Below are 12,650 nucleotides of genomic sequence, written 5' to 3' on the forward strand. Positions count from 1 at the left end.
TCCTATTTGATAAAACGTCTTACTAAACTAATGAGTAAAAAGACAGTTACAAAAATAATGGTAATACTTGCACTTGCAGGTGTTTCTGCATAGTAGGAAATGTAAAGTCCTGCTACCATTCCCAAAAATCCAATAGCACTGGCAAGCAGCATAACCGATTTAAAGTTTTTCCCCAGACGCAGGGCAATACTAGCTGGCAAGACCATAATGGTCGATACCAGAAGAGCTCCCGCAGCTGGAATCATAAGGGCAATGGCCACCCCCGTCACCATGTTAAAAAGAATGGACATGGTACGAACTGGCAAGCCATCCACAAAGGCCGTATCCTCATCAAAGGTCAGGATATACATAGGACGAAGGAAGAGGAAGGTCAAAATCAAGACAACCGCCGCAATGACAAAGAGGGAAATGACCTGCTCTTCGCTAATAGTCACGATTGAGCCGAAAAGGTACTGGTCCAAACTCATAGAACTCGAGCTTTTACCCTTGCTCATGACAATCAGAGAAACAGCCAGACCTGTTGACATGAGGATAGCTGTCCCGATTTCCATAAAGTTCTTGTAAACCGTACGGAGATACTCCAGGAAGACTGCCGCAATCAAGACAATAGCAATAGTAGAAATAGTCGGAGAAATCCCCAGAACCAGACCAAAGGCTACACCCGAAAGCGAGACGTGGCTAAGGGTATCACTCATCAAACTCTGACGACGCAAGATAAGGAAGGTTCCCAATACTGGCGAGAAAAGACTCATAGCAATAACGGCCAGAAAGGCACGCTGCATAAAGTCATAAGATAATAAACTAAGCATGGCCTACCTCCTGATCATTCTCATGAACGTTGAAACAACGCCATGGCGAGTCTTGATTACGGACTAGATGGATATTGCGGTCCGCATAGTCCTTAACTTCTTCAGGGTCATGAGTAATCATCAAAACAGCCTTGCCGTGATGATGAGCGCTGTGGTGCATGAGTTCGTAAAATTCGTTTTTACTTCCTGCATCCATCCCCGTTGTCGGCTCATCTAGGATAAACACATCTGGATCCGAAGCAAACATACGCGCAATCACCGCTCGCTGCTTTTGTCCTCCAGATAGAGAACCCAAGCGTTTGTCTCGGTGTTCCCACATACCAACTGAGTCCAAACTAGCCTTGATATGCTCCTCATCATGAGCATTCAAACGACGGAACCAACCCTTTCGTGGATAGCGACCCGACTTGACAAATTCATAAACCGTACTTGGAAAACCAGCGTTAAAACTGGCAATCTGTTGAGGAAGATAGGCTATTCTCAATTTCTTACCCTGCGTATTTGTCGTTGAAATAGTCACCTTTCCAATGCGTGGCTGAAGGATTCCAAGACTGGCCTTAATCAGTGTCGTCTTAGCTGCCCCATTTTCCCCTGTCAAGGTAACAAATTCCCCACTATCAACACTATAATTGATATGTTCAAGAACGGGCTCCTTATCATAATAGAAGGATAAATCCTCTACCGTAATATATCTCATTATTTGATTTCTCCTACTAAAGCAGTCAAAAACCGCTGAATCACTTTTTGTTCATTTGGAGTAAACTGAGTCGCCACTTGTTCATAGGTTAAAAGTGTATGCTCATGGTGATGATGGTGCTCCTCAGCGATTGGACGAGCCAAATCAGTCAATTGATAAAAAATCACACGCGCATCCTTAGGATCTTTAGATGTTTCTAACATCCCTTCCTTGACCAAAGACTTAATGGCCTTGGTAACCGCCGCCTGACTGACATTGAGGCGACGCGCTAATTCTGAATTTGTTAAAGATTCCTCTGACAAAAGCATGAGAATATGCTCCTGAGTATTGGTCAGGGCCACCTCGCTAGTACAATGACCTATTAGGATTTCATGCTGATTTTCCGCCTGCAAAATCACCTCATTTAAAAAGGCATCGATATCCTTCGCTAGCTGTCTCATATCTGACTCCTTTCCTTTTAGACTTCTCTTTTTTAAGAGAAAATACTATTCTTTAAAAAAAATTATTTACTGGTTAATTATATCACAACCAAAAAAAGAGTCAAGAAAAAACGTGAAAATAGGCTTCATTCTTGAACTCTTCTATATTATGATCTATTGAAATTCTTTGACATCTCCATCATAAGTCGCCCAATCTTTGCTGAAAAAGCGCTCATTCAGATGGTAAGTCGGAGCTGGTGTGGGATTGGATAGGAAAGGATCAACTGCCTTGTCAAAAGCCAACCAACCCAACCAACCAAGGTGAATGGTATCTTTCATAAAGAAAGGCTCCCCGCCATCCTTAGAAAAATCTGCTATATTGGTAAAACCTTGACTTTCTAACTGATAACGAATCTTTTGCACCGTTTGTTGGTACATATCCTCTCGTAGACCAGCGTAGTCCATCCATTTTTTATTAACAGGCGGAATGATAAAAATTGGGTTTACCTTGGATTTAGAAAACTGGGTTAACACCAACTGCAAATCATTATATTCTGGCGACTTGAGGTAGGTAAAATTTTTCTGAGAATCCTTTAATTTATTCAAATCCTTTTTAATCTGCGTATTATAGAAATAATTTTCCATTCCCAGATCATTATTGGAAGTATTCTTTTCTGCATCTGCTTTGACAACATCTTCTATAGCTTGATAAGAAAACTGATCTGGCAAGGTCTTTAAATACTTAGCTACATGCTTATCGTATTTGAAATAGCCTCTAACCGAAAACTGACCAAAAAAGGAAGCTTGGCGTTCATTAAAACGAGCCAATAATTCAATCATTTCATTGTCTGCCGTCGACAATTCTTCTTTACTCGCCAACTTCTGAACTAGATCCTTCAAAGCTACATTTGGAAACTGCTCTAGTAAGCGAGTTGCTGCATATTGACTAGCCTGATCTCCAGATTGATGTCCCAGAAAACTCGTCAACTGATTCCCATTAAAATACTGCTGGAAGGCTGCTGGCTCATAGCCATTTTTACTAAACCACTGGGGCGAGATGACATATACAACTTGTTTATTCTCCAGTTGTGGCAACATCTGTTGCATCCCGAAATACTGGTTGAGCGATGCAGCTCCCCTCTGTCCTAAAAGATAGGGGCGATAAGAGCGGTTGTATTTCTCAGCCAATACCGCAGGATGGGCACCGTCAAAACGAAGCCATTCACTGGAGCCAAAGAAGGGAACAAAACGCATATTTGGATCAGATAAGGCTCTGACCTTTTGACTCCGCTCCTTAAAACTTTCAATGGTAGTAGCCACCGCCGAACGCTTTTCAGCTCCCAGATCATGGCGCATCTCAGCAGGATAGAAAAAGATAAGCAGACAAACCAACAAACCAGCTATCAAGACCGGTCCGAAGATCATCCATAAGCGTTTAAGCATTTTGTAGCTCCACAATACCAGCTATGATTTTATTAGCTGTATTCCAGTCGTCGCGACCAAACTCTGTTACAGGGACACGAATGTCAAAACGGTTTTCAATCTCCACAATCAACTCAACCGTTCCCATACTATCCAAGACACCTGCATCAAAAAGATCTTCATCCATCATGTCAGAGACATCTTCCATAAACAACTCATCAATAATTTCGATAACTTCTGATTTGATATCCATATTTTATTTCCTTTATTTTTTAAACCATAAATCATTCAAAAATCCAGAAAAGATTAAGAATGACAGCATGACGACATGGAAGGTGACAACCATGCCAAGCAACTGAATCCAGCGATTCTCAGGTAGAGCAGCCTTCCCTGCTTTTTTCCGTTCCTTATTGAGCGTTTTTTTCTTGCGAATCCAAGCGTCATTGATAACCAGTCCAATCCCATGAAAGAGGCCATAGGCGACGTAGTACCAAGTCACTCCATGCCAAAATCCCATAATCAGCATATTTACAATATAGGCCACACTTGAGGTTACATTGCGATTCTTAAAGACCTTCTTTCTGGTCAATACCATCACCATTCGCATAAAGACAAAGTCACGGAACCAGAAAGAAAGACTCATGTGCCAACGATTCCAAAACTCTTTTAAATCCCTTGATAAAAAAGGCTTATTAAAGTTGATGGGGCTACGGATTCCCATTAAATTTGAAATGGCCAAGGCAAACATAGAGTAACCTGCAAAATCAAAGAAAAGCTCCAAACCAAAGGTATACATAACTGCCAAGGCATAGGGGTTAAAGAAGCCACCTGACTGCAGGGCTAGATTCTTCAGAGGAGGTAGTAAAGTTTCTCCTAAAACATGAGCTAGGATAAACTTATATAAAAATCCCCACATAATATAGCGAACAGATTCATCCAGCATATCCATCAACTCATCCCGCTCAGGAATGGTCTGATAATTTTCATTAAAACGCTTAAAGCGATCGATTGGACCACTTGAAAAAGTCGGCATGAAGAGAAGAAAACGGAGGAATTCCCAGAGGGTAAAATCCTTAATCACTCCATCTCTCAGCTCGATGATAATCCCAACCGAACGAAAGGTCAGGTAAGAAATTCCCAAAAACCCAAGCAAAGACTGTGTTCCATTGATAGCTGGCTGCACCTTGACAAAGATAATCGGAAGGAGGGATAGAAAGCTAACTAGGTAGAAGACCCACTTGCCATCCTTGCTTTTTCGATAATGCTTGTAGAAAAGCAGGAGCAATATTTCCCAGCAAAGGTAAATACCCAAGGCAGCCAACTGATTGGTCTTCCCACCTACCAACATGGTGACGATAAAGAAGAGACTAACCAATACCTCGTACCAGGCAAAGCGTTTCTTGAAAAAGAGACCGATAAAGATGGGCAAGGTTGCAGCAATCACATAGACAAAATACTGAGGATTCCCATATGGCTCTAAATGAGGAAGCTGTTGAAAGAACTCCATCATCTCTTATTCACCTCGTTAATCAATCCTTTGATGTCAATTTTTCCATTTGGAGTCAGTGGCAGACTGTCTCGATAAAGGAATTTGGACGGCATCATATAAGACATCATAATATCTGTCAAGTCTTCCTTAATGGCCTTGGTAATATCGATATCACGCTCAAACTGCTCACGAACACCATCTTTTAAGATGACATAGGCTAGAAGGTTTTGCACCTTGTGGTCTTTATTATAGCGCGGTACTGCAACAGCAGACTCGATAAAGCGAGACTTATTGAGGTTTTGAGAGACATCTTCTAACTCAATGCGGTAACCGTTGAACTTAATCTGGAAGTCCATGCGTCCGCCGTAGAGAAGCAAGCCCTCATCTGTCATAGTTCCCACATCGCCTGTGTGATAGGCTGGCAGACCTTCAAACTCAAAGAAGGCTTCCGCTGTTTTTTCAGGATTGTTCATATAGCCTTTTGACACAGCTGGCCCAGAAACAATGATTTCTCCCTGTTCGCCATTTGGCAATTTATTGCCGTCCTCGTCAATGATAAAGGTTGGAGAATCGGCCTTGGTATAGCCGATTGGTAGGCGTTTGAGAGTCGCTAACATCTCGTCTGTCACAGCAACAGCTGACAGGGCTACTGTCGCTTCTGTTGGGCCGTAGGCATTGATAATACGGGCATTTGGGAAACGTTCGCGCAGTTTTTGAGCCGTTTTAACCGTCAATTCTTCGCCATCAAAGTAGAAATGCGTGATGTCAGGCATTTTCTCACTATTAAAGGCTTCAGACAACATGGCCATATCTGCAAAAGAAGGGGTTGATGTCCAGATAGCGATTGGCAATGAAAAGATGGTCGCAAAGAGTTGCTTAAAGTCCTGAGTAATAGCTGAAGGAAGAGCGAAAAGCGTACCACCCAGTGCCAAGGTCGGCGCCCAGTACATGACAGACAGGTCAAAAGAATAAGGTGGCTGAGCCAGCATTTGCGGACGACTTGGCGTCGCAAATTCCTTGTCCGTAATCATCCAATTGGTAAAGCTGAGGAGATTATCATGTGAAATCTGCACTCCCTTTGGCTTACCAGTCGTACCAGAAGTAAAGATAATGTAGTAATTATCATCTCCCTTGACTGGATGCGTGATTTCATAGTTATTCCCTTGAGCAAAGGCTTCTTGCACCTGAGCTAGATTCATCATTGGCGTAGAAACCTGCTCCAATGGAAAGTCTGAGATGGCAATAATCAAGCTTGGCTCTGCTACTTCTAAAATAGCTGAAACTCGCTCCAAGGCTGAATGGCTATCAATTGGAATGTAGGCATGACCTGACTTAGTCAGCGCTACAAAGGTTGCCAACATTTCATATTCTTGGCCACCAAAAACAACCACAGAAGATTTCTTAGGCAAGCCTAGTTGGTCAATGGCTGCAGCCAAACTATTCGAATCAGCCTTCAAATCTCCATAAGTGTGTTCCTGCCCCAAAACATTGTAAACAGGATAGCTAGGCTGTGTCTGAGCAAAATGCTCAATGGTTTCAATCATATCTACTATTGGTTTATTTGACACAATAGGAATTCTCCTTCAAGTTAAAATTCATTATAGATAAAGCTTCCTTGACCCTGACCAAGATAGCTAAAGAAGTAAAGCAGCCCCAGAAAGATAAGAAAATACAAGGCTGTCCGACCAAGAAAAAGGTACAATTCTTTTCTTTGTTTCATCAAGAAAAACCATTCATTTCTGTAATTTTTGTGAAATAAGATGAACTCTTACTATAGTATTTTTCTACCATTGTACCATTTTTTAGGGTAATCTTTCAATTGTTTACCGTACATTTTCACTAGATTTCAGCTTATTTTAAGGATTATGCGGTTTTTCTATGTATATTTTTAAAAAAGCCTGAGATTTTCATCTCAAGCTCTATCAACATAATTGTTTTCTAGATTAGAAAAGTGAGAATACAAGCACGGCCAAGGCTGCACCGATAACAGGTCCAACAACAGGAATCCAGGCATAAGACCAGTCTCCGTCTCCCTTGTTTGAAATTGGAAGGATACTGTGCATGATACGAGGTCCAAGGTCACGTGCAGGGTTCAAGGCAGAACCTGTTGTCCCACCTAGTGATAGAACGATACCGACAATCAAAGTTCCCACTGCAAAGGTTCCGATTCCTGCTTGAAAGTCATAAAGTCCCAAAGCAAAGATTGTCAATACCAATACAAAGGTGCCAAGGATTTCACTGATCAAGTTTGATACAGTATCTTTGATAGCTGGTCCTGTGCTGAAAGTAGCCAAAATATTTCCTGCATTTTCTTCTGCCTCATAATGCGGTTTGAATTGCAACCAAACCAAAATCTGAGCCACCATCGCTCCTGCGAATTGGGCTAGGATATAAGGGAAAACAGAAGCCCAAGAGAGCGTTCCTTTTAAGGCCATAGCAAACGTCACAGCTGGATTTAGGTGGGCTGGACTGAGCGTGCCAGATACAAAGGCCGCAACGGCTACAGCAATTCCCCATCCCATAGTAATCACAATCCATCCTGAATTGTTGCTCTTGGTTTTGGGAAGAACCACACCTGCTACAACTCCATTTCCTAGAAGGATCAGGATTAAGGTCCCCAAAAATTCTCCAAATAATTCTTTCATCATATCTTTGTCTCCATTTAAAAGAAGGGGCGGGCGGCAAGGAATGCTGCCCTCCACCTCTTTTCCTTTTTTAATTTTTTAGTTCTGCCAAATCGTTTTGAGCAAGAGCTGCTTCAACATCCGCACGGTAGGCTGCTTTTTCTTCTTCTGACCAATCATAGAATCGTCCCATTTCATCCAAAACTGGCTCAACGATGCTATCCAAGCTATCACGCATAAAGAGCATATGGTTGGTACGACGAAGAAGGAAGTCAACTGGGCTAAGAGCCAACTCATTGCGCATTGCATAGTGAAGGGACAAGGTATCTGCCAAGCTGAGTCCTGGAGCTTGTTCCAAACTATGAGCAAGAGCAAAGACCTTCGGTGCATTTGAACCGTAAAGATTTGCTAGGTAATGAGCTTCCTTGCTATCCAAACCACGTGAAACTCCAAGTTGAGCAAAGGCTTCAATTTCTGAGTCCACATTTGCTGGGTTCAATTCTCCACCTGAAACAGGATAAGTCTTCGAGTTGATCAGTTTAAAGCTACGGTCAAATTCTGCTTTAAGGATGTCAACCACGCGCTCCATAGCTCCTTCAGCCATCTTACGGTAGTCTGTGATTTTACCACCAGCAAGGGTCAAGAGACCATTATCATCTCGGTCCAAGCTAGAACCACGAGAAACTGCAGATGGGTCCAAATGTTTCTCAGAGGTACTGCTTTCAAGCTTGCTGACAGCAGACTCAACATCTTCACGCGTTTTTTCTTTAGAGAGATAAGATTCAACAGTCGCAATCAAGTTGTTAAAGCTTTCATCACTGATGGTTCCGTTATTTCCTCCATTGTAGTCAGAAGCGCTATTGCCTGCGATCAATGGACGAAGACCTGCCCAGCTACTTTCGATATCATCAATGGTAATGTTTGCTTCTGGGAAGCGGTTGTTGACAATGCCAAGTAGGTAATCTACATCTTCCTGAGTCACTTTTGGATGTTCCAAATCACCTGTGTAGTCTGTATCAGTTGTACCAAAGTAAGTCTTGTTTTCACGTGGGAGAACAAAGACCATACGACCGTCACCCAAACCTGTGTCAAAGTAAACTGGCTGTGAAACCTTGATCTTGCTTGAATCCACTACCAAGTGAACTCCCTTAGTTGGACGCATTTGTGAGAATTGGGTTCCCTTATTAGACAAATTGCGTACTTTGTCGCTCCAAGGACCTGTCGTATTGATAACCAGACGAGCCCTGATTTCAAAGACTTGGTCTGTCAACAAATCACGAGCTACCACACCTGTAATCTTGCCACTTTCGTCAAATAGGAAACCTTCTGCTTTAACGTGGTTGGCAATGAGGGCACCGTCTTGGTTGGCACGTTTGATGTTTTCAATCACGAGACGTGCATCGTTGTTACGGAAGTCAAGGTAAACCCCACCTCCTACCAAACCTTCTTTCTTCAAGTTTGGCTGACGTTCCAAGACTTCTTCCTTACTCAAAACCTTGTTAGCAGCTGGCGTGTTATTAACCCCTGCCAAAAGGTCATACAAGTCCATAGCTACTTTAAGACGGAAGAGGCTAAAAGTAGCTCCATCTTCATCGTAAACTGGCAAGAGCATTGGGTCTGGTTTCGGAATATGTGGAGCGATTTGTTGAACTACTGCACGTTCAGAAACTGTATCTGATACCACTTCTACGTCGAATTGTTTGAGGTAACGAAGACCGCCGTGAACCAATTTTGTTGAACGGCTGGATGTTCCTTCTGCAAAGTCTTGCATTTCAATCAAACCAGTATCTAGACCACTAGCTGCCGCCTGCAAGGCTACACCAGCACCAGTGATTCCTCCACCGATAATCAAGAGGTCCAAGGTACGTTCCTGCATTTTTTGAATTGATAATTCACGTGTTTTCTTTGAAAATTCCATATTTACACACTTTCTAACTGAGTCGCTTTATTCTTCCAGTATTAGTCGTCTACTTCCGCAAAGACTTGGGTTGCTTTCACAGCCTTCTTCCAGCCCTTGTAGAGTTGTTCCTTGCGCGATTCGTTCATAGATGGTTCAAAGAGTTCTCCTGTCTCGTTCAAGAGTTTCAACTCATCCAAATCCTTCCAGTAGCCCACTGACAAACCTGCTAGGAAGGCTGCCCCTAGAGCTGTTGTTTCCAAGTTTTTGGCGCGTGCGATATCGATTCCCAAAATATCAGCTTGGAACTGCATGAGGAAGTTATTCATGGCTGCACCACCATCTACCTTCAAGACTTGGATAGCTGTCTGCGCATCCACTTGCATGGTATCGATGATATCACGGACTTGATAAGCGATAGATTGCAAGGTTGCCTTGATAAAGTCTTCTTTACTTGTTCCACGAGTCAAACCAAAGACAGAACCACGAGCGTTTTGGTTCCAGTATGGAGCACCTAGACCTGTAAAGGCTGGAACGACATAAACTTCATCGTTGTTGTGAGAATCACGAGCGTATTTTTCAGATTCTGGTGAATTTTCTACCATGCGAAGACCGTCACGAAGCCATTGAATGGCACTTCCTGCGATGAAGATAGAACCTTCTAAGGCATAGTAAACCTTGCCGTTAATTCCGTAACCAATGGTTGTCAAGAGGTTATTTTCAGACAACTGCATTTCTTCACCAGTATTCATGATGATGAAAGAGCCTGTTCCATAAGTATTTTTAACCATACCAGGTTCAAAGGCCAACTGTCCAAAGAGGGCCGCTTGTTGGTCCCCAGCCATACCTGAGATTGGAACTTCTCCACCATAGAAATGGAATGGGGCTGTTTTACCGTAGATTTCAGAGTTAGAACGAACCTCCGGAAGCATAGCCTTAGGAATGTTGAGGATTTCCAAAATCTCATCATCCCATTTGAGTTCTTTAATGTTATAAAGCATGGTACGGGCTGCATTTGAGTAGTCCGTCACGTGAGCCGCACCGTCAGTCAATTTCCAAACCAACCAAGTATCAATGGTACCAAAGAGCAATTCCCCTTTTTCTGCTCGCTCTTGAGCGCCTTCTACATGATCCAAAATCCAACGAACCTTAGTCGCTGAGAAGTAAGCATCGATGATCAAACCAGTCTTTTCATGGAATTTTTCCACATAACCTTGGTTTTTTAGTTGCTCAGCTAAAGGGGCTGTTTGGCGAGACTGCCAAACGATTGCGTTGTAGATAGGAAGCCCTGTTTTCTTATCCCAGACAACAGTTGTTTCACGCTGGTTAGTAATACCGATTGCTTCGATTTGATTTGGCTTGACACCACTTTCGATGAAAGCACCCGCAATAACTGACTGAACAGAGTTCCAAATTTCATTGGCATTGTGCTCTACCCAACCTGCCTGAGGGAAAATCTGGGTAAACTCTTTTTGACTCGAGCTAACTTTTTCTCCTTTTTTGTTGAAAATAATGGCACGAGAGCTTGTAGTCCCCTGGTCAATGGCCATGATGTATTTTTCTTGTGACATGTGCTGTCCTCCTGATAAAGATCTTGAGGATGTTTCCTCTTTACACTTACTAGTATACAAAATAAAGCGCTTTCTTGTTCATCAACTTTTTTTAATTTTTAAAAAAATGTGAGGAGATTGTGTGAATTTCACAAAAAAGACCTGGAACGACCAAGCCTTTTAAGTGAATAATAACTGACGAATAGCCGCCAAATCTTCCATATCCAAGTCATTTTTTAAATAATAGACTGGGGTTTGTTCCTTCTTATGAATGGGGTTATTGGTAACCAGCAAATCATAATGTCGAGTTCGGTCATAGGCTTCAATGGTAATAAAACGATTATATTCCAAATACCGTTTCAAAATGGCTGCCATCCTTGAAAAGACAAGAAAACCAGATGTCAAATCCAGACCAATCCGCATATGCTGACCACCATTTTCAGCCATATATTCCATCAACTGAAGCCATTCCCAGAGAATTTTCTTATCCAAATCCGTCCCCTGCTGAAAGGCAGGTAGAGCATGAAAAATCTCCTCTGCCGTCCCCCTAAAATCATGTTCCATCAGTAAATATGGATGACGATTCTCTAACTTGTACTTGTAGCAATCCTGTAAAATATAGCCCTTATAAAGATAGACTTGAGCACAAAGCTGACTGAGTTCATAGGTAACATGGTCCTCTGTGTAATCACCCAGTAACTCCTCCTTCTTCATTTCTTGAATCAATTGCGTCAGCAAATCTGCCAACTGCCCTCCAAAACCAAGAATATACTCCATAGTATGAAGAGGAAGAATACGATGAGATAGGAGAAATGAGAAGAAAATCATCATCTCTCCATCCTCAGTTCCGAGAGGAAGGTGTTGCCCAGCAAAAAAGGACGGAGCCTTTCTCAGCAAACGAAGATAGAAAATATTGTCAAAATACCCTCGCATTTTCTCTTCTATGACTTGAAACTGACAGGCATTGACCCGTAGACGTTGTTGACTGATGTGGGACCAGAGAACCAAGTCTAACTTCTGCCCCGAAGACAAGCTTGCACCGCAGACTTCCTCTAAACTGGCAATCTCCTGCTTTCTCTCTGGCTTCTGCATGTGGCCTTCCCATTCCTGACTAGACCAAACCTTGCGGAGAAGACAGAAATAGAAGTAACGGATCTGATGCTCTGGACCTCGCCAACGACCATTTTGGATGGATAAGTCAAACTCTGACAAAATATGATTCAAGCTAGACAAATGGCGACCAAGCGTGGCCTCGCTAATCATCAATCCTTGAGCAAGCTGATGGGCTAAAAACTGTTGATGGTAGAGAAGATAGACCAAAATCTGGTATTTAACAGCATTCTCCAAAAACAGGCTCCGAATATCTCTCCCTTTGGTAGTTGCACCGATCGATAGACGCAGATTTTCATCTTCTAAGTGAATAGTCAGCTCTAAGCCACTATCCAAAGCCTTTTCATTAAGCAGGGTGACATATTTGGTTAGGGTTGCTTTTGAAAATCCTGTTTCCTCCATTACAGCCTTGACAGTCGTCTGAGACTCTTGTAATAGAAAGGAAAGGATCGAAAATTGGCCAGATTCAGCCTTTTCCATCAAATCTCCTAAATACATTTGTTACCCCTTTCATTTTCTACCTTAAGCATAGCATAAATCTTACAAATGCTGAAATAATCTGTTTCTCTTTTTATTTTCATGCTGATTTCCTGGTCCATTATCCTGAAAATCAGCAAACACACGGCTCCCCCT

At 42.4% G+C, this 12,650-nt stretch carries 12 protein-coding genes; all 12 read right to left on the reverse strand.

The features are described 5' to 3' along the window. Positions 1-2: 2 nt before the first annotated feature. Complete coding sequence (locus N8N51_RS01375; RefSeq protein ID WP_045612455.1) at positions 3-809, reverse strand: metal ABC transporter permease; 807 nt, start codon at positions 807-809, stop codon at positions 3-5. Next, on the reverse strand, positions 802-1,506 hold the full coding sequence (locus N8N51_RS01380; protein ID WP_125443258.1) for a metal ABC transporter ATP-binding protein: 705 nt from the start codon (positions 1,504-1,506) through the stop codon (positions 802-804). The genes N8N51_RS01375 and N8N51_RS01380 overlap by 8 nt, the downstream gene beginning before the upstream one ends. Beyond that, the gene (adcR, locus tag N8N51_RS01385) at positions 1,506-1,946 is read right to left on the reverse strand and encodes a zinc-dependent transcriptional regulator AdcR (RefSeq protein WP_001249308.1); all 441 of its coding nucleotides are present in this window, start codon (positions 1,944-1,946) and stop codon (positions 1,506-1,508) included. The genes N8N51_RS01380 and adcR overlap by 1 nt, the downstream gene beginning before the upstream one ends. A gap of 153 nt (positions 1,947-2,099) precedes the next feature. Further along, a complete protein-coding gene (gene dltD / locus N8N51_RS01390; RefSeq protein ID WP_261029068.1) occupies positions 2,100-3,368 on the reverse strand; it encodes a D-alanyl-lipoteichoic acid biosynthesis protein DltD in 1,269 nt (422 codons plus the stop codon). After that, a complete protein-coding gene (gene dltC, locus N8N51_RS01395) occupies positions 3,361-3,600 on the reverse strand; it encodes a D-alanine--poly(phosphoribitol) ligase subunit DltC (RefSeq protein ID WP_000351967.1) in 240 nt (79 codons plus the stop codon). Before dltC ends, dltD begins: the two co-directional genes overlap by 8 nt. A gap of 12 nt (positions 3,601-3,612) precedes the next feature. Further along, complete coding sequence (gene dltB / locus N8N51_RS01400; protein WP_153210233.1) at positions 3,613-4,857, reverse strand: D-alanyl-lipoteichoic acid biosynthesis protein DltB; 1,245 nt, start codon at positions 4,855-4,857, stop codon at positions 3,613-3,615. Further along, positions 4,854-6,404 (reverse strand): D-alanine--poly(phosphoribitol) ligase subunit DltA, encoded by a 1,551-nt coding sequence (gene dltA / locus N8N51_RS01405; protein ID WP_261103410.1) that lies wholly within the window; start codon positions 6,402-6,404, stop codon positions 4,854-4,856. Before dltA ends, dltB begins: the two co-directional genes overlap by 4 nt. 20 nt (positions 6,405-6,424) lie before the next feature. Further along, positions 6,425-6,556, reverse strand: a complete 132-nt coding sequence (locus N8N51_RS01410; RefSeq protein WP_000813667.1) for a teichoic acid D-Ala incorporation-associated protein DltX — start codon at positions 6,554-6,556, stop codon at positions 6,425-6,427. Between the two features lie 223 nt (positions 6,557-6,779). After that, a complete protein-coding gene (locus N8N51_RS01415) occupies positions 6,780-7,484 on the reverse strand; it encodes an MIP/aquaporin family protein (protein WP_261103412.1) in 705 nt (234 codons plus the stop codon). Positions 7,485-7,551: 67 nt separating this feature from the next. Beyond that, positions 7,552-9,378 carry a type 1 glycerol-3-phosphate oxidase gene (gene glpO / locus N8N51_RS01420; protein ID WP_261103413.1) on the reverse strand — a complete coding sequence of 609 codons (1,827 nt, stop codon included), beginning with the start codon at positions 9,376-9,378 and terminating at the stop codon, positions 7,552-7,554. 41 nt (positions 9,379-9,419) lie between these two features. Then, complete coding sequence (glpK, locus tag N8N51_RS01425) at positions 9,420-10,928, reverse strand: glycerol kinase GlpK (RefSeq protein ID WP_020902633.1); 1,509 nt, start codon at positions 10,926-10,928, stop codon at positions 9,420-9,422. A 159-nt stretch (positions 10,929-11,087) separates the two neighbouring features. Continuing rightward, positions 11,088-12,515: an AcpB/EbpR/MafR family transcriptional regulator gene (locus N8N51_RS01430; protein ID WP_125454309.1), complete on the reverse strand. Its 1,428-nt coding sequence runs from the start codon at positions 12,513-12,515 to the stop codon at positions 11,088-11,090. Positions 12,516-12,650 lie beyond the last annotated feature (135 nt).

The organism is Streptococcus mitis, assembly GCF_946188685.1.
Lineage (GTDB): Bacteria > Bacillota > Bacilli > Lactobacillales > Streptococcaceae > Streptococcus > Streptococcus mitis_CC.

What these genes read in the sequence shown, in the direction of transcription:
- N8N51_RS01380 (WP_125443258.1), bottom strand. Translation starts at nt 1,506, where the DNA reads ATGAGATATATTACGGTAGAGGATTTATCCTTCTATTATGATAAGGAG.
- adcR (WP_001249308.1), bottom strand. Translation starts at nt 1,946, where the DNA reads ATGAGACAGCTAGCGAAGGATATCGATGCCTTTTTAAATGAGGTGATT.
- N8N51_RS01410 (WP_000813667.1), bottom strand. Translation starts at nt 6,556, where the DNA reads ATGAAACAAAGAAAAGAATTGTACCTTTTTCTTGGTCGGACAGCCTTG.
- dltD (WP_261029068.1), bottom strand. Translation starts at nt 3,368, where the DNA reads ATGCTTAAACGCTTATGGATGATCTTCGGACCGGTCTTGATAGCTGGT.
- N8N51_RS01415 (WP_261103412.1), bottom strand. Translation starts at nt 7,484, where the DNA reads ATGATGAAAGAATTATTTGGAGAATTTTTGGGGACCTTAATCCTGATC.
- dltB (WP_153210233.1), bottom strand. Translation starts at nt 4,857, where the DNA reads ATGATGGAGTTCTTTCAACAGCTTCCTCATTTAGAGCCATATGGGAAT.
- glpO (WP_261103413.1), bottom strand. Translation starts at nt 9,378, where the DNA reads ATGGAATTTTCAAAGAAAACACGTGAATTATCAATTCAAAAAATGCAG.
- N8N51_RS01375 (WP_045612455.1), bottom strand. Translation starts at nt 809, where the DNA reads ATGCTTAGTTTATTATCTTATGACTTTATGCAGCGTGCCTTTCTGGCC.
- N8N51_RS01430 (WP_125454309.1), bottom strand. Translation starts at nt 12,515, where the DNA reads ATGTATTTAGGAGATTTGATGGAAAAGGCTGAATCTGGCCAATTTTCG.
- dltC (WP_000351967.1), bottom strand. Translation starts at nt 3,600, where the DNA reads ATGGATATCAAATCAGAAGTTATCGAAATTATTGATGAGTTGTTTATG.
- glpK (WP_020902633.1), bottom strand. Translation starts at nt 10,928, where the DNA reads ATGTCACAAGAAAAATACATCATGGCCATTGACCAGGGGACTACAAGC.